Genomic DNA, 16,933 nt, shown 5'->3' with positions numbered 1-16,933 from the left:
CGGTCGTCCGCCAACCGGACGCGCGGCAACGGCGCTTGCCGGGATAATCCCCGGATCAAACGGCGCAGGCCACCCTGCTATCACTCGCGTGCCAGCCACCATCTCCCCAGCCAATTACGTTCCATAATATCACGGAGCGCTTTATGACGGGAAGAATGTCGCCAAATCCTTCAACAATTAGTTCATGCAATCATCTAAACTTGGCACCTATACCACAGGCCTCAAATCGAGAGACCGGCAAACATCTCATAAAAGAGGAAAACTGTTGAAGGAAGAGGCACTGCTGGGTGGATCCTTGAGGTTCCCAGCATGTTTAACAACACGTTAAAGCAAAGCGGTTTCGCATTAGCATTTATGGTATTGGACATAAATACTGCCATATCGGGCACGGCGCTCAGTTCTTCCCTGGGGGGCGGAGATTAACGCTAGAAGCCATGTATTTTTAAGTTGCAGTAGGAGTCGCTAGGCCTTGCCTTTGGGCGCTGCATCATTTTTTGCGAAAACCGATCGGATGTGCCGCTGTACCGCCGCCTGGCGGCTGGCATTCATGATCTTCTCGCCGGTCAGATCGGTCACATAGAAGACGTCCACGGCCCGCTCGCCGAAGGTCGCCACATGAGCGGAGGCAATGTTGAGATTGAGCCGCGAAATGGCAGCGGTCAGATCGAACAACAGGCCGGGGCGGTCCAGTCCCGACACCTCGATCACGGAATAGCGGTCGGACCAGCTGTTGGTGAGAAGCACCTGCGGCTCCACCGTGAAAGCCCTGCTGCGCCTTGCCCTGTCACTCTTCTGCTTGACGGCCTCCACCAGCTTCATCTCACCCGTCAGCGCGGCCTCGATGAAACTGGCGATGCGCTGCGCGCGGCGTTCCTCGTCCCCATCGTCCTCGAAGGCGCGGTTCACATAGATCGTGTCGAGCGCCATGCCATCGGTGGTGGTGTGGATCGCCGCATCCATGATGTTGGCCCCGGCGGCCGCGCAGGCCCCGGCGATGGATGACAGCACGCGCGGATGGTCCGGCGCCAGAACGGTGATTTCGGTGACACCACGGAAGGCATCGGTGGTGAAGCGGGTGGCAAGCTTCCGTCCCTCCTGCTCCGTCTCCCGTATGAAGCGCGCATGCTCCACCCGGCGCTCCAGATCGACCTTGAGCCAATAGGGCGGATAATGGCGCCCGAAATAGGCCTCCACCTCCCCGGCGGGCCAATCGGCCAGATGCTCCTTCAACTCGGCCTGGGCCTGAGCCACACGCTGGCTGCGCTTCATGGCCGAATGTCCGCCGGCAAGGGCAATCTCGGTTTCCCAATAGAGCGTGCGCAGCAACTGACCCTTCCAGCCGTTCCACACCCCGGGGCCCACCGCCTTGATGTCGGCCACTGTGAGGACCAGCAGCATCTTCAGGCGTTCAAGGCTCTGCACCACCTTGGCGAAGTCCTCGATGGTCTTTCGGTCGGAGAGATCGCGCGACTGCGCCGTGATCGACATGGTGAGATGCTGCTCGATCAGCCATGCCACCGTATCCGTCTCGGCCGGCGTCAGCCCAAGCCGCGGGCACAGCCGCCGTGCGATCTTCGCACCCGCGATGGAATGGTCCTCCGGCCGCCCCTTGGCCACATCATGCAGGAACAGCGCCACGTAGAGCGCTCTCTTGTTGGTGACCTCGGGCAGAAGCTCATCCGACAGCGGGTGCTCGTCGCCCAACTGCCCGGCGTCCATTTCAGCCAGGATGCCGATGGAGCGGATCAGGTGCTCGTCGACCGTGTAGTGGTGATACATGTTGAACTGCATCATCGCCACGACCTTGCCGAAGTCGGGGATGAAGCGGCCGAGCACGCCGGCCTCGTTCATCCGGCGCAGGACCACCTCCGCCGATTTGCGCGAGGTCAGGATCTCCAGGAAGAGCCTGTTGGCTTCCTTGTCCTCGCGCAGCGAGGCATCGATCAGCGAGAGCGAGCGCGTGATCAGCCGCATGGCATCGGGATGCATGGCAAGCCCGCGCTTGTCGGCCACATGGAAGAAGCGGATCAGGTTGACCGGATCGCGTTTGAAGACCTCATTGTCCTTCACGCCGAGACGGCCGTTCTCGATAATGAAATCAGGCGTTTCGCGAAGTATTGTGCTTCGCCGCCTGCGGAAGGGTTTGAGAAAGCGGTCGAGACCCGCGCTGCCCTTCTGGTGCCGCGCCTCCAGCGCCGCGCAGACGATGGCGGTGAGGTCACCCACGTCCTTGGCAATCAGGAAGTAGTGCTTCATGAAGCGCTCCACGTCCTGAAGGCCCGGATGCTCCGTGTAGCTCAACCGCTGCGCCACCTGCCGCTGGACATCGAAGGAGAGCCGCTCCTCGGCACGCCCTGTCAGAAAGTGCAGGTGACAGCGCACGGCCCAGAGGAAATCCTCCGCCTTCTTGAAGAGGTTGAGCTCGGGACGCGTGAAAAGGCCGGCCGCGACCAGTTCATCGATCTCCCGCACCCGATAGACATATTTGGCAATCCAGAACAGCGTGTGGAGGTCGCGCAAGCCCCCCTTGCCTTCCTTGATGTTCGGCTCCACCACATAGCGTGAGCCGGCGCCGCGTCGATGCCGCTCGTCCCGCTCGGCGAGTTTGGCCGCGACGAACTCCACCGCGGTGCCCTGCACAACCTCCTTGTCGAAGCGCTGCACCAGATCGTCGATCAGCGCCGTCTCGCCCGCCAGCGGCCGCACCTCCAGGATCGATGTGCGAATGGTCATATCGGCCTTTGACAGGCGAATGCTCTCATCCACCGAGCGCGTGGCATGACCCACCTTCAGGCCCAGATCCCACATGACGTAGAGCATGGCCTCCACCACGCTCTCGCCCCAGGCGGTCTGCTTGTAGGGAAGCAGGAACAGAAGGTCGATGTCCGAGCCCGGTGCGAGGGTGCCGCGGCCATAACCGCCGACGGCACCGATGGCGAGCTTTTCCGCCGCTGAAGGGTTGCTCCGTGGATAAATATGGGTCTCGACGAACCGCAGCAGGCTGAGGATCACCTCATCCATCAGATGTGACAGCCGCTCCGCGCAGGCGGACCCACTGCCATCCTCCATCAACAGACTTTCGGCAACCGAATGGCCCTTGGTGATGGCATCCTTTAGAAGCTTCACCACCGCGGCATGGCGGGCCGCGCTATCCCCGGCGTGGTTCTCGGCGATGGCATCGAGACCGGCATCGAGCGTTGCGCGATCCACCAGTTGTGGGAGTGAAGCCTGGATACGAGAGGCACTGAGCATGGCAGGTGAGATCCGTGGCCGCGAAAATGCGCTCGTTTAGCACGGAACCAGGAGCAGAGATAAAATACATATTTTAATTGCAATATATTTGCATTTGACAGTGTGTGGACGTCGTTTTATCAAAACTTGCGCCGATTTGAAGCGAGCAGCTTGCGGGCGCGTAACAAATGCCGCTAAAGCGCCGGGGATGGACCCCGACGCCGGCTTATCCATAACCGGTGGCGGAGCAGAACGATCGTTCCGCGCCTTGTCTTGAAGAGGTCTTCCCATGTCCCGGATTGTCCGGAACCTTGCTGTTTCCGCTGCCGCTGTGGCCGCTCTTGTCTCATCCGCCGTCTCAGCCTTTGCGCTGGACGAGCTGCGGATCGACTGGGCCTTCTATAATCCCGTCAGTCTTGTCCTGAAGGACCAGAAGCTGCTGGAAAAGGAGTTTGAGAAAGACGGCACCACGATCCGCTGGGTCCAGTCCGCCGGCTCCAACAAGGCGCTGGAGTTCCTGAATTCCGGCTCCATCGATCTCGGCTCCTCCGCCGGCGCTGCCGCGCTGATCGCCAAGATCAACGGCAACCCCATCAAGTCCATCTATGTCTACTCCCGGCCGGAATGGACCGCGCTCGTCACCTCCAAGGACAGCCACATCACCAAGGTGGAGGACCTGAAGGGTAAGAGCGTTGCCGTCACCCGCGGCACCGATCCGCACATCTTCCTGGTCCGCGCGCTGGCCGAGCATGGCCTCACCGACAAGGACGTGCGCTTCGTGCTGCTGCAGCACGCCGATGGACGTCTGGCCCTGTCTCGCGGCGACGTCGACGCCTGGGCCGGTCTTGATCCCATGATGGCCTCCGCCGAGCTGGAGGAAGGCGCCAGGTTGTTCTTCCGCAAGCCGGAAGCCAACACTTGGGGCGTCCTCAATGTGCGCGAGGAATTTGCCGAGGAGAACCCCGAGATCGTCTCCCGCGTGCTCAAGGTCTATGAAGAGGGCCGCAAATGGGCGCTGGATCATCCGAAGGAGCTCGCGGAACTTCTCGCCAAGGAAGCGCGCATCCCCGTGGAAGTCGCCGAGAAGCAGCTGGGCGAGCGCACCGAACTCACCCATAACAAGATCGGCGGGCCGCAGCGCGAATCCATCCTCGCCGCCGGCAAGGCGCTTCAGGAAGCCGGCGTCATCGGTGCCAGCGCCGATGTCGAGGAAAGCCTCGACGCATTGATCGACGACCGCTTCTCGTCCGAACTGACCAACTGACATGACGGCCACGCTGGACACCGATACCGCAGTCTCATCCGTGCCCGTTCGCGCGGATGAGGTGCGCCGCCGGCGTGGCTTTTCCCTCTTCGGGCTTGCGATCGGTCTGGCCGTTCCGCTGGCCCTTGCCCTTCTTTGGGAAGCGGCCGTCAGGCTCGGTCTCGCACCGGGGCGGCTGATGCCGCCGCCGAGCCGGATTGCGCTGACGCTTTACGATCTTGCCGTCGGCGGCAGCCTCCTCATGCATGTGACGGCAACCACCGCGCGCGTCGCGGCAGGTTTCGCGCTTGGCGTCGTGGCCGGCACGCTCTTCGGTGCCCTCGCCGGCTATTCCGGCACGATGCGCCAGCTGCTCGACCCGACGCTGCAGGGCCTGAGGGCCGTCCCGTCCATCGCCTGGGTCCCACTCTTCATTCTCTGGCTCGGCATCTTCGAGGAATCCAAGATCGCCCTCATCGCCGTCGGCGTCTTTTTTCCGGTCTATCTCGGCGTCCTCGGCGCCATCCTCTCGGTGGACCGCAAGATCGTCGAGGTCGGCCGCGTCTATCGGCTCTCCGGGCCCGCCATGGTGCGCCGTATCCTCCTGCCCGCCATCCTGCCGGAGTTCATCATCGCCGTGCGTTCCGGGCTCGGCCTGGGCTGGATGTTCGTGGTCGCCGCCGAGTTCATGGGCGCTTCCGAAGGGCTCGGCTTCCTGCTGGTCGATGGCCAGCAGCTTGGAAAACCCGACCAGATCATCGCATCCATCCTGATCTTCGCCGTGCTCGGCAAGCTCTCCGATGCCATCCTCGTCGCCGCCTCCGCGCCGCTGCTGCGCTGGCAGGACGGCTTCGCCGCCCGCCGCTGAGACCTGAAAGCCCATGCTCACCATCGACGGCATCGACAAGATCTATCCCAATGGCACACACGCGCTTGGCGGTGTGTCGCTGGCGGTCGAACAAGGCGAGATCCTGGCGATCGTCGGTGGATCGGGATGCGGCAAGAGCACTCTGCTGCGCCTCGCGGCAGGTCTCGACACCCCCACCCGCGGCACCATCGCGGTTGACGGCACGATCATCGACCGCCCCCATCCCGCCGTGGGCATCGTGTTCCAAGAGCCGCGGCTGCTGCCCTGGCTTTCCGTCGCCGACAACATCGGCTTCGGCCTTGCGGATGTGCCGAAGGCGGAGCGTCGCGACCGTGTCGAACGCGTGCTTGCCCGCATCGGCCTCGCCGATTACGGCACACGCTGGCCGCGCGAACTGTCGGGCGGCCAGGCCCAGCGCGTCGCCATCGCGCGCGCCCTCGTCACCCAGCCCAAGGTGCTGCTGCTCGACGAGCCCTTTTCCGCTCTCGACGCCTTCACCCGCGCGAGCCTGCAGGATGCCCTGCTGGCGCTGTGGGACGCTCAGAAGCCCACTCTCGTCATTGTGACCCACGACGTCGACGAGGCCATCGTGCTGGGCGATCGGGTGGTGGTCATGGAGCCGCATCCGGGCCGCATCTTCTCGACCATCGGCGTCGATCTGCCCCGCCCGCGTGATCGCCTTTCCGATGCCTTCGTGGCGGCCCAACGCCGCGTGCTCCGGGCACTTGATGGCTCGCTTGGCGCGCCGGAATCCGATAGGAAGCGCGCGGAAGCCGACGCCGGTGCGGCGATGTGGTGGTAAGTCTTACAAACTGGAAGGAAACGGTTGCAATGGATGCGACGGAACTGCGCGCCCTGCAGGCGCCGCTGAAGGATCGCTACAAGGACACGCCGGATGCGGCGCTGATCACCCTCAAAGCCGCGGGAACGCTGGACGATCAATCCATCGCCTGCAAGGTGGAGACGGGCCGCGCGCTCGCCGTGGCCGGACTGCACCCGGCTACCGGCGGCTCGGGCCATGAGCTCTGCTCGGGCGACATGCTTCTGGAGGCGCTGGTCGCCTGCGCCGGCGTCACGCTGAAGGCCGTCGCTACCGCGCTCGAAATTCCGCTGAAGTCGGGCAAGGTCTCCGCCGAGGGCGATCTCGATTTCCGTGGCACGCTCGGCGTCGACAAGGGCGCACCCGTGGGGTTCCGGTCCATCCGCCTCAAGTTCGAGGTGGAGACGGACGCACCGCAGGACAAGATCGACACGCTGCTTAAGCTGACCGAGCGCTACTGCGTCGTGTTCCAGACCATCAACACCAAGCCGCAACTGGACGTCAGCATCGCCAAGGTGTGAGGCGGCGGCGCATCGTCACCGTGACGACCGGAAATCTGTTCCTCAGGACGGGATGCTGACGCCTATCGGATTTGCGAAGGGCAAAACGATCTGCGGTTATCCGCCCTGAGGAACGTCACAAAGCGAAGCCCTGGGGGCAGGGCTTCGCCCTGCTTCGGCAAACTTCTGCGAACTATCCTTTGGGGGCGAGGCCGAGCATCTCGCGTGCCTCGGCCGGCGTGGCGATGGAGCCGCCGAGGTTTTCGACAAGGCTGACGCCCTTCTCAACCAGTTCGGCATTGTCGCGCGCGAGCACGCCCTTGGAGATATAGACGTTGTCTTCCAGGCCCACACGCACATGGCCGCCAAGCAGCCAGGCCTGCGCCAGCATGGGAAATTCATGGCGTCCGATGCCGAAGGCCGCCCAGATGCTGTCTTTCGGAAGCTGAGACTGGAAGTAGAACAGCGTTTCCGGATTGGCGACCGCCGAGTAGCGCACGCCCAGCACGATCTGGAACAAGGCCGGCGCCTTGATGATGCCCTTCTCGATAAAGACCTTGCACATGTGCAGGTCGCCGGAATCAAAGATCTCGATCTCCGGCAGGGTGCCGGCGGCATAGATTTTTTCCGCCATGATCTCCAAGTTGCGCGGCGTGTTTATCACAACCGCCGAGCCGGAGAACATCGTATTGAAATCCAGCGTGCAGATCTCCGGCTTCAGCTCCGTCACATGGGCAACCCGCTTTTCGGGAAGGGCGAGCGTGGTCCCCGGCGCATAGATCTTCGGATCCTCGTCGGACGGAACAAACCGGCCGCCCTCGCCGGTGGAGAGGTTGATGATGATGTCCGATCCGGAATCCTTGATCCGCGCCACGATCTCGCGGAAGGCGTCAAGATCCATGCTGCCCTTGCCGGTGGTCACGTCACGCGCATGAAGGTGGGCGACGGCCGCCCCCGCCTTCCCCGCCTCGATGGCGGCCGTGGCGATTTCCTCCGGCGTGATGGGAAGCCGCGGGTGCTGATCGCGTGTGACGAGATTGCCGGTCACGGCGCAGGTGAGGATGGTTTTGCGTCCCATGGGAAATATCCAGTTCAGGCGGGGAGAACGGAAGCGACGGTGCGGTCGATGGTGTCGACCATGATGGCGATGTCGTCGGAGGTGACGATGTAGGGAGGGGCCAGCAGGAGGTGATCGCCTTCGTCGCCGTCGGCGGTGCCTGATGAAGGATAGGCGATCAGCCCGCGGTCCTGCAGCTTTGACTTGAGGTTTTCCGCGATCCGCCATTTCCGCGAGAACGGCCTTTTGGTTGTGCGGTCCTCGACGAACTCGAGCGCCTGGAACAATCCCCGCCCGCGAATATCGCCCACATGGGGATGCTGGCCGAAGCGGGTCTCGAGCGCGGCGCGCAGTTCCGCGCCCTTATCCTGGACGGCCTCGATCAGCCGATCCTCTTCCATGGTCTTGATGACGGCGACGGAGGCGGCGCAGGCCACCGCATGGCTCATATAGGTATGTCCGTTGGCCAGCGCGCCGCTCCCGGCCTTGAGCGTCTCGATCAGCTTCTCGGACGCCAGCATAGCGGCAATGGGCTGGTATCCGGCGCCGAGCCCCTTGGCCGTGGTGATGATGTCGGGCGCGACGCCCTCCTGCTCCATGGCGAAGAAGCTTCCGGTGCGGCCCATGCCGCACATGACTTCATCCGCGATGAAGATCACGCCATGCCTGTCGCAGATCTCGCGGATGCGCTTGAAATAGCCCGGCGCGGCGGCGACACAGCCGATCGTCGCGCCCACCACCGGTTCCGCCACGAAGGCCGCGACCTTCTTCGGCCCGATCTTCAGGATCGCCTCTTCCAACTCGTCGGCCACCCGGCGGCCGTAGGCCTCCGGCGTCTCGTCGTCATGCTTGAACCGGTAGGCGAAGCACGGCGAGATGTGCGTCACCGGCATGAGCATCTCCGCATAGAGCGCACGGCGCTGCATGTGGCCGCCGACCGACAGCGCCCCCACCGTGTTGCCATGATAGCTCATGCGCCGCGCGATGAAGGTTGAACGTTCAGCCTCCCCCCGCTCCACCTGGATCTGGCGCGCGAACTTCAGCGCCACTTCCATGGCCTCCGACCCGGAACCGACGAAGGAGACGCGCCCGCGCCCGAACCCTTCCGGGGCCCGCACGATCAGCATCTCGGCCAGTTCTTCGGACGGCTCATTGGTGAAGAAGGAGGTATGGGCGAATGGCATCCGGCCGATCTGCTCATGGACGGCCTCTATCACACGGGGGCTGGAGTGTCCGAGACAGGAGACCGCCGCGCCACCCGAAGCATCGAGGTATTTCTTCCCCTTCGCATCAAAGAGGTAGGCACCCTCGCCGCGAACAGCCACAGGCAGGCTGGCGGCCAGGTTTCGATGCAGGATCGCGCTCATCGACGGACTTTCTCAACGGGTCATGCCCAAAACATTGGTTGATATATAAAACATTAGAACGTATATCAAACAGCATGACAACAGCGCTTGTCATAAATTAGGCTCCCACCCCTCAGGAGTGATCGTGCATGGCGTCCCTTACTGCGAAGGATTTCACCGGTTTCATCCCTGCCGTCGTCACGCCCTTCACCGAGACGGGCGAGATCATGGAGGACGCCTTCTCCGATCTCGTCGGCTGGCTGATCGGCAACGGTGCAAGCGCCATCGCGGTCGCGGGCGACAATGGTGAGAGCTGGTCGCTCGACATCGACGAGCGCCGCAGGCTGACGAGGATCGCGGTCGAGCGCGCCGCCGGGCGAGTGCCTGTTGTCACCGGCGTCAGCGCGCCCAGCGCCGCGCAGACCATCAAATATGCGCAGGCCGTCACCGAAGCCGGCGCGCAAGGCGTGCTGGCCATGCCGCAGACCTATGTGCTGAAGACTACCCGCGCGGAACTGCTGCGCCGTTTCGAGGCGCTGGCGAAGGCAGTGGACACGCCCATCATTCTCTACAACAGCCCGCGCCGCACCGGCATCGACATGTCACCGGATGATGTGGGCGCCATTTTGGACGTCGCGCCTGTCGTGGCGATCAAGGAATCCAACCGCGATTTCTTCCACCACACGCATCTGCTGCATCGCTTCCGCGATCGGCTTTCCATTCTCATGGGTCCCTGCCACTACATCTTTCCCGGCATTGCGCTGGGCGCCAAGGGCTTCATCGCCACCGGCCCGGAATTCGTCGGGAGCGATGCTGCCCGGCTCACCGATCTTGCCGGCCAAGCGCCGACGGCGGAAACCGCCGCGCTGCATTACAAGCTGACGGTCATCTATCAGCTCCTGATGGGCACCGGCACCTGGCCCGCCGCGTTCAAGGCGGCCCTCAACCTCATCGGCCAGCCGGCCGGCGTACCGCGCGATCCGGTCATGCCGCTCGCCGGGGCCGACCTCGACAAGGTGAAGCGCACGTTCGACGAGCTCGGCATCAAGATGGCCTGAACACACCTCGGCGGCTGAAGACCGCCGGACCGTCCCTTGCGACGTGCTGCTTTCGAGTGAGTGATGCCCAAGGACCTCAGAACCGATCCCGAGCTGGCCAGCCGCCCCTCTTTTCACTTCACCTTCGAGGGGCACCCTGTCCTTGCCTATGCCGGCGAAACCGTCGCGACAGCCCTTTGGGCCGCGGGCCTGCGGATCCTGCGCCACGGGCCGGGCGACGGCGGGCCGCGTGGCCTCTTCTGCACCATGGGCCTTTGCCAGGAATGTGTGGTGAGCATTGATGGCCAGGCCACGGAGGCATGCCGGTTTCCCGCCACCGAAGGTCTCGATGTAAGGGCCGGGCGATGATCCAGGAGACCTTCGATGTCATCGTGATCGGCGGCGGCCCGGCCGGTGCTTCGGCTGCGATGGAGGCTGCCGGTGCCGGACTGAGCGTTGCCCTTCTGGATGAGGGGGTTGACGCCGGCGGTCAGGTCTATCGCGCGCCCGTCTCGGGCACCGGCGCCTCCTCGGGGCAACCCGATGGAGAGATCGGCGATGCCCTGCGCCAGAACCTCGCGAGCAGCACCGTCACATGCCTTTTCGGCCATCGCGTCTGGCTTGTCGAACAGGGTTTCAAGCTTCATGCCCTTGGCAGCGAAGGGCCCGTCAGCCTTCAAGCCGACCGCCTCGTCGTCGCCGCCGGTGCGCAGGAACGCCATCGTCCCATTCCCGGATGGACCCTGCCTGGCGTCATCGGCCTTGCGGGCGCGACCAATCTCTTGAAATCGCAGAAGATCCTGCCCGGGCAGCGGACGGTTGTGGCGGGCTCGGGACCGCTGCTCCTGCTCGTTGCCCAATCCATCCTGAAGGGCGGCGGCGAACTGGCCGCGGTGATCGATGCGAACGGCCGCACCGATTGGCTGCGCCGCCTGCCTGCCATGATGGCGCGTCCTCGGCTGATGGCGCGGGGCACGAAATGGCTGGCGGATCTGGTGCGTGCCGGCGTGCCGCTTTATTCCCGTCACGCTCTGACCCGCATCGAAGGAAGCGATGAGGTCACGGGGGTGACCCTTGCTCCCATAGATGATGAGTGGAGACCTGATCACACCGCGCAGGTCAGCCTCTCCTGCGATGCCGTTTGCTATGGCTTTGGCCTGATGCCGGCCACGGCGATCACCCGCCTTCTCGGCGCGCGGCACGCTTACGATGCCGCCACCGGCGGCTGGTCCGCCGTCACCGCTCCTGATGGCGCCACCGACATACCTGGTCTCTACGTCACCGGCGATGGTGCCGGCATTTCCGGCGCCGATGCCGCCATAAGCCTTGGACGCATCACCGGCCGCGCTGTCGCGGTCAGTCTCGGCCGCAGCACACCAGCGACAGGCGCTCTGATGAAGGAAGCGGGGCGCGCGGCCCGCTTCGGCCAGAGCATGACCGGCCTCGCCATGCCGCGTGATGGCATCATGGAAGCCGCCACGCCGGACACCATCGTGTGCCGCTGCGAAGGCCTCACCCGGCGCGTCCTGGACGAGGCCATCGACGCTGGCTCCCGCACCCTCAATGGTCTGAAATCCGCCACCCGCTGCGGCATGGGCCCCTGCGGCGGGCGCGTCTGCGAGGACAGCGCCGCCGCCCTCATCGCCCATCGCACCGGCCTGACGCGGCAGGACATCGGCCAAGCCACCGCCCGGCCGCCGCTGCGCCCCATGCCGCTCGGCCAGCTGGCGGGTGAGTTCAACTATTCTGATCTGCCGATGCCGGAGCCCGCCCCGCAGTGACCCCTCTCGATCCCAGCCAACGCTATGACCTAGCCGTCATCGGTGGCGGCATCATGGGATGCGCCGCCGCCCTGACCGCAGCCCAGGGCGGCCTCAAGACCGTGGTCATCGAAAAATCGGAGCTGGGCTCCGGCGCCTCCGGCGTCAATGCCGGCACGCTGTCGCTGCAGATCAAACGCGTGAAGCTCATGCCCTATGCCATCAAAGGGCATGAGATCTGGGAGCACGCCGGAGACAAGGTTGGTTTCCGCCGCACCGGCGGCCTCACCCTCGCCTTCACCGAGGCGGAGGCCGAGCGTCTCACCACCTATATGGCCATGAAGAAGGAGGCCGGCGCACCCATCGAGATGAAAAGCCCAGCCGAGGTCGCGGACATGGAGCCCGGCCTCAACAAGGGGGTGGTGCTGGCGAGCTACTGCGGCGAAGACGGCTACGCCAATTCCAGCATGACCGGCGTCTACTACCGTAAGCGCCTTTCGGATGCCGGCATCACCGCCTTTGAAAACCTGGCGGTGGAGGGGATCGACCGCGATGGCGGCTTCGTCCTCAAGACCGCGCGCGGGGTGATCCGCGCCAAGCGGATCCTCATTTCCTGCGGGGGTTGGGTGAAGGAGGTCGCCGCCATGGTGGGCGTCGATCTTCCCGTCCGGGTGCGCATCAACACCGTATCGGTCACAGAACGCTGCGCCCCCGTGGTCTCCCATGTCATCGGTCATGCGACCGGCCTTCTGACGCTGAAGCAGAAGGCCAACGGCACCGTCCTGATCGGAGGGGGATGGCAAGGCCGCGGCACGCCTGCGGAAGGTCGCGGTGAGGTCGTTGCCGACAGCCTTCTGACCAACATCCGGCTGGCGCAGTTCGCCGTGCCCGCCCTTGGCAGCTGCCGGATCACGCGCATCTGGACCGGCTTTGAAGCCAACGTACCAGACTTCTATCCCCTCGCCGGCGCGCTTGATGGCGTGCCCGATGCCTTCATCCTCGCCTGCGTGCGCGGCGGCTACACCATCGGCCCCTACATGGGCCATCTCATGGGTCAACTCATCCTGGGCGGGCAGCCTGAGATGCCGCTGTTCGACCCGAACCGCTTCGCCGTGCCGGACGCAACCGCCGCCTCGGCGTCCTAGAACAAGCGGTTCCTATACGAACATTTGTTTTATTTACAAAACAAGGCAGCGCCGGTTAAACTGCACCGGAAGCATAAGAAGCTCATCCAGAGGAGCATTGAATGGGATATGAATTCGACTGGAGCGTCGTGCTTGATCCGTCGCTTTGGGTCTCGGCGCTCGGCATCACGCTCAGCTATGCGGTCGGCACCATCGTCGGCGGCATGCTCATCGGCGTGGTGATCGGCATTGCCATGCTCTCCGCGAAACCCTGGATCAGCTATCCCGCCAGCGGCTATGTCCAGCTTTTCCGCTGCACGCCCCTGATGGTCCAGATCGTCTGGTTCTATTACGCGCTGCCGATCCTGACGGGTTCATCGATCCCGGCATGGATCGCCGGCGGGCTCGGGCTGACGCTCTACATGGGTGCCTTCTGCGCCGAGATCTTCCGCGCCGGCGTCATCTCCATCGACAAGGGACAGTGGAACGCCGCCCGGGCGCTCGGCATGAGCTACCTCAGGATGATGCGCTACATCATCCTGCCGCAGGCCGCCCGGCGCATGGTGCCGCCCTTCGTCAACCAGTCGGTGCTGCAGCTCAAGAACACCTCGCTGCTCTACGTCGTGGCCGTGCCCGACCTCATGTACAAGAGCTACGAGATCGCGGCCTACACCTACCGGCCGCTCGAGACCTACACCGCCGTCTCCGCCATATATTTTGTCATCCTCTATCCGCTCACCAAGCTCGCCAAGCGCCTTGAAGCGCGGGTCGATCGCTGAGGAGGCCCGCCATGACCATGACGACCCCCACGCCCGAGCCGATGATCCGCCTCACCGACATCCACAAGACCTATCCCAATGGTCACGTAGCCCTGAAAGGCGTCTCGCTTGAGGTCGCGCCCGGCGACGTTCGGGTGCTGATCGGCCCCTCCGGCTGCGGCAAGTCCACCCTGCTGCGCTGCGTGAACCTTCTGGAACAGCCCACCAGCGGCATGGTCGAGGTGGGAAGCGAGCGCTTCACCTTCACCACGGGCGGCGGCATGCCGCCGTCGCGCCAGCTGGAACGCTTCCGCACCCACCTCGGCATGGTGTTCCAGCAGTTTGACCTCTTTCCCCATATGACGGCCGCTCAAAACGTCATGGCCGGGCCCCGCATCGTGAAGGGTGTGGCCAAGGCGGAGGCGCGCGAGCAGGCACTGGCGCTTCTGGCCAAGGTTGGTCTCGCCGAGAAGGCCGATGTCTATCCCCGTAATCTTTCGGGCGGTCAGGCGCAGCGTGTCGCCATCGCCCGGGCGCTCGCCATGGAGCCCGACGTCATCCTGTTCGACGAGGCAACCTCGGCGCTCGATCCTGAACTCGTGGACGAAGTTCTCAAGGTCATGCGCGGCCTCGCCCATGAGGGCAAGACCATGATCATCGTCACCCATGAGATGGGCTTTGCCCGTGATGTCGCAAACCGCGTCTCCTTCATGGACGCCGGCGTGATCGCGGAGGAAGGCTCGGCCGACGACATGTTCGGCCGGCCGCAGAACCCACGCACCCAATCATTCATGTCCCGTTTCCATACGCGCGACGGCGCCCACTGATCGGCCTCGAGGAGCACTCTCATGAAGAATCCTGATTTCCGCGGCGTCATCCCCGCCCTGACTACCCCCTTCCATGAGGATCAGTCGCTGAACGCGGAGGGCTTCGGCATTCTGGCCGAAACCGTGGTCAACGATGGCGTCGATGGCCTTCTCGTCAACGGTTGCACCGGCGAGAGCTGGGCTCTCAACGACGACGAGAGGTTCATCGTCTTCCGGACCGCCGTCGAGGCCGCCAAAGGCCGCGTTCCGGTCGTGGCCGGCTGCAGCGCCATCTTCGTCGATGAGGTCCTGAAGAAGATCTCGCAGGCGGCGAAGGCCGGCTGCAGCGTCGCCATGGTCTCGGCGCCTTGGTACATCATGGCGGGCGAGGAAGAGGTCGCCGACCATTACGACAGGATCGTCGCCGCCTCCGAACTGCCGATCCTGCTCTACAACATTCCCCGCCGGACCGGCATCAACCTCAGCCTCGATCTGATCAACCGCTTGGCCGACACCGAGAAGGTGATCGCCATCAAGGAGAGCTCCAAGGACTGGGGTTTCCTCTCCTCCGTCATCCGCACCACGGGGGACCGCATCAGCGTTTTTGCCGGCTATGCATCCTTCTTCGGCCTCGCCGCCCTCAGCGAAGGCGCGGTCGGTTACATGGACTCCGGCACGCCGGTCTTCGGCTCCACCTCGCCGAAGTTCTACAAGGCGGTCATGGAAGGCGACCTTGAAACCGCGCGCCGGATCCAGAGCGAGATGGCCACCATGCTGACCTCCTTCTTTGGGCTCGGCACCTTCCCCGCCAGCGTCAAGGCCTCGCTTGATCTCATCGGCCGTCCGGGCGGCCGAACCCGCGATCCCATCCGTCCGCTGACCGAGGCGCAGCGCGCCCAGCTGCGCGCGGTCATGGAGAAAAGCGGCTTTCTCGATCAGGCGCGGGCCTCCAGCGCCGCCTGACATCACTCCGTTCCGGTTCGATGGAGAACCTCAATGTCCATGACAGCAGATCTCGCCGGGCCTCATGCCATGCGAGACAACGACTACTACGGCGCCCTTCTTGCGCGCGCTGGTGAGATCGAGGCGAGATACCGTCAGCTCACACCGAAATCCGCCGAACTCTTCGCCAGGGCCCGCGAGGTTTTTCCCGGCGGCTTCACGCGCGATGCCGTCATGCGCAAACCCTATGCGCCCTTCATCGCCTCCGGCAGCGGCAGTCTTCTGAAGGACGTCGACGGCCGCACCGTCGTCGATATGTGGTTCAACGCCACGTCGCTGCCGCTGGGGCACGCCCACCCCCATGTGCTGGCCGCCGCCGAGCAGCAGCTCCGCAAGGGCACCGCTTATTTCGGCCCGACCGAATATGAATTGCCGCTGGCTGAACTGCTGATCGACCGTCTTCCCTCTACCGAGCGGCTACGCTTTGCCAACTCCGGCTCCGAGGCCGTCATGATGGCGGTGCGTTTCGGCCGCGCCTTCTCCAAAAAACCGGTCGTGTTGAAGTTCGAGGGCAGCTACCACGGTTCCTATGACGATGTCTCCTGGTCGGTCAGCCCCTCGCTGGCGCAGGCGGGCGAGATCCGGTCCCCCATCCCGGTTGCCGAAAGCGCCGGCCTCGCCGGCACCGACGGCCGCATGGCGGTTCTGCCCTTCAACGACATCGAGGCTCTGCGTGCCTATGTTGAAGCGCATCACGCCGAGATCGGCGTGATGCTGGTTGAGCCCATGGCCAACCGCATCGGCCTCCTGATGCCGGACAAGGACTTCCTGCTTGAAGCCCGCGCGCTTTGCGACCGCCATAACATCGTGCTCATCTTCGACGAGGTGATCGCCTTCCGCGTCGGCTACAACGGCGCGCAAGGGCTGATGGGTGTCGCGCCCGATCTCACCACGCTCGGCAAGATCATCGGCGGCGGCTTCCCCGTGGGGGCCATTGCCGGGCGCGCCGATGTGCTTGATCTGTCGAGCCCAGCGCTCGGCTTCCGCGTCACCCATGCCGGCACCTTCAATGCCAATCCCATGGTGGCGGTGGCGGGCTATGCGACCATGGAGCGCCTGACGCCCGAGGTCTTCGCCGCCTTCAACCGAACAGGTGACGACATCCGCCGCCGCCTTGCCGCCATCTGCGAAGGCCTGCCGCTGCAGGTCACCGGCTCCGGCTCGCTGTTCAAGATCACGGCCACGGGCAACACCATCCGCAATTACCGCGACGGCGCTGCCTCCAACAAGGCCTGGGAGAACGCGGTGTCCCTCGCCATGCTCAACGAGGGCTTCCTGATGACGCCGACGCTGTCGGGCGCGATCTCCACCGTCACCACGCCGGAACAGATCGACGTTTTCATCGACGCCTTCAAGACCATTGTCACGCAGTGAAAGACCA

The 16,933-nt window shown here is 64.2% G+C and carries 15 protein-coding genes and 1 riboswitch; of the genes, 12 read left to right on the top strand and 3 right to left on the bottom strand.

Features of this window, described 5'->3' with window-relative positions; genetic code table 11:
* Nucleotides 1–462: 462 nt before the first annotated feature.
* Nucleotides 463–3,252, bottom strand: coding sequence for a [protein-PII] uridylyltransferase (locus tag IEV58_RS14725; RefSeq protein ID WP_188410567.1), 2,790 nt, complete (start codon nucleotides 3,250–3,252; stop codon nucleotides 463–465).
* Nucleotides 3,253–3,370: 118 nt separating this feature from the next.
* A riboswitch (SAM riboswitch) is annotated at nucleotides 3,371–3,449 on the top strand.
* Nucleotides 3,450–3,520: 71 nt separating this feature from the next.
* Between IEV58_RS14725 and IEV58_RS14720 the strand changes: the two genes are divergently transcribed.
* Genes IEV58_RS14720 through IEV58_RS14705 form a run of 4 tightly spaced genes read left to right on the top strand, consistent with a single transcriptional unit; the run spans nucleotide 3,521 to nucleotide 6,683 of the window.
* Complete coding sequence (locus tag IEV58_RS14720; protein WP_188410566.1) at nucleotides 3,521–4,495, top strand: aliphatic sulfonate ABC transporter substrate-binding protein; 975 nt, start codon at nucleotides 3,521–3,523, stop codon at nucleotides 4,493–4,495.
* Nucleotide 4,496: 1 nt separating this feature from the next.
* Nucleotides 4,497–5,342, top strand: a complete 846-nt coding sequence (locus tag IEV58_RS14715; protein ID WP_188410565.1) for an ABC transporter permease — start codon at nucleotides 4,497–4,499, stop codon at nucleotides 5,340–5,342.
* Between the two features lie 13 nt (nucleotides 5,343–5,355).
* Nucleotides 5,356–6,144, top strand: a complete 789-nt coding sequence (locus IEV58_RS14710; protein ID WP_188410564.1) for an ABC transporter ATP-binding protein — start codon at nucleotides 5,356–5,358, stop codon at nucleotides 6,142–6,144.
* A 29-nt stretch (nucleotides 6,145–6,173) separates the two neighbouring features.
* Nucleotides 6,174–6,683 carry an OsmC family protein gene (locus tag IEV58_RS14705; RefSeq protein ID WP_188410563.1) on the top strand — a complete coding sequence of 170 codons (510 nt, stop codon included), beginning with the start codon at nucleotides 6,174–6,176 and terminating at the stop codon, nucleotides 6,681–6,683.
* A gap of 172 nt (nucleotides 6,684–6,855) precedes the next feature.
* Here the strand turns inward: IEV58_RS14705 and IEV58_RS14700 are convergent, their stop codons facing one another.
* Nucleotides 6,856–7,740, bottom strand: a complete 885-nt coding sequence (locus tag IEV58_RS14700) for a beta-keto acid cleavage family enzyme (protein ID WP_188410562.1) — start codon at nucleotides 7,738–7,740, stop codon at nucleotides 6,856–6,858.
* Nucleotides 7,741–7,754: 14 nt separating this feature from the next.
* Nucleotides 7,755–9,086: an aspartate aminotransferase family protein gene (locus IEV58_RS14695; RefSeq protein WP_188410561.1), complete on the bottom strand. Its 1,332-nt coding sequence runs from the start codon at nucleotides 9,084–9,086 to the stop codon at nucleotides 7,755–7,757.
* Nucleotides 9,087–9,214: 128 nt separating this feature from the next.
* On the opposite strand from IEV58_RS14695, the gene IEV58_RS14690 reads away from it, so the two are divergent.
* The 8 genes from IEV58_RS14690 to IEV58_RS14655 all read left to right on the top strand — a co-directional run bounded on the left by IEV58_RS14690 (nucleotide 9,215) and on the right by IEV58_RS14655 (nucleotide 16,926).
* On the top strand, nucleotides 9,215–10,123 hold the full coding sequence (locus IEV58_RS14690; RefSeq protein WP_188410560.1) for a dihydrodipicolinate synthase family protein: 909 nt from the start codon (nucleotides 9,215–9,217) through the stop codon (nucleotides 10,121–10,123).
* 63 nt (nucleotides 10,124–10,186) lie between these two features.
* A complete protein-coding gene (locus IEV58_RS14685) occupies nucleotides 10,187–10,471 on the top strand; it encodes a (2Fe-2S)-binding protein (protein WP_188410559.1) in 285 nt (94 codons plus the stop codon).
* On the top strand, nucleotides 10,468–11,883 hold the full coding sequence (locus tag IEV58_RS14680; protein ID WP_229729489.1) for an FAD/NAD(P)-dependent oxidoreductase: 1,416 nt from the start codon (nucleotides 10,468–10,470) through the stop codon (nucleotides 11,881–11,883). Before IEV58_RS14685 ends, IEV58_RS14680 begins: the two co-directional genes overlap by 4 nt.
* Nucleotides 11,880–13,007 (top strand): NAD(P)/FAD-dependent oxidoreductase, encoded by a 1,128-nt coding sequence (locus tag IEV58_RS14675; protein WP_268235590.1) that lies wholly within the window; start codon nucleotides 11,880–11,882, stop codon nucleotides 13,005–13,007. Before IEV58_RS14680 ends, IEV58_RS14675 begins: the two co-directional genes overlap by 4 nt.
* Before the next feature lie 101 nt (nucleotides 13,008–13,108).
* On the top strand, nucleotides 13,109–13,765 hold the full coding sequence (locus IEV58_RS14670; protein WP_188410558.1) for an amino acid ABC transporter permease: 657 nt from the start codon (nucleotides 13,109–13,111) through the stop codon (nucleotides 13,763–13,765).
* A 17-nt stretch (nucleotides 13,766–13,782) separates the two neighbouring features.
* Nucleotides 13,783–14,571: an amino acid ABC transporter ATP-binding protein gene (locus IEV58_RS14665; RefSeq protein WP_371873628.1), complete on the top strand. Its 789-nt coding sequence runs from the start codon at nucleotides 13,783–13,785 to the stop codon at nucleotides 14,569–14,571.
* Between the two features lie 21 nt (nucleotides 14,572–14,592).
* Nucleotides 14,593–15,513, top strand: a complete 921-nt coding sequence (locus IEV58_RS14660) for a dihydrodipicolinate synthase family protein (RefSeq protein ID WP_188410557.1) — start codon at nucleotides 14,593–14,595, stop codon at nucleotides 15,511–15,513.
* Nucleotides 15,514–15,546: 33 nt separating this feature from the next.
* A complete protein-coding gene (locus IEV58_RS14655) occupies nucleotides 15,547–16,926 on the top strand; it encodes an aspartate aminotransferase family protein (RefSeq protein WP_188410556.1) in 1,380 nt (459 codons plus the stop codon).
* The last annotated feature ends 7 nt before the right edge of the window (nucleotides 16,927–16,933 follow it).

It is taken from the genome of Agaricicola taiwanensis, from assembly GCF_014635245.1.
In the GTDB taxonomy this organism is placed as follows: Bacteria; Pseudomonadota; Alphaproteobacteria; order Rhizobiales; family Methylopilaceae; genus Agaricicola; species Agaricicola taiwanensis.
The sequence above is the reverse complement of the archived record's forward strand: the minus strand, read 5'-3'. Positions and strand labels throughout refer to the sequence as shown.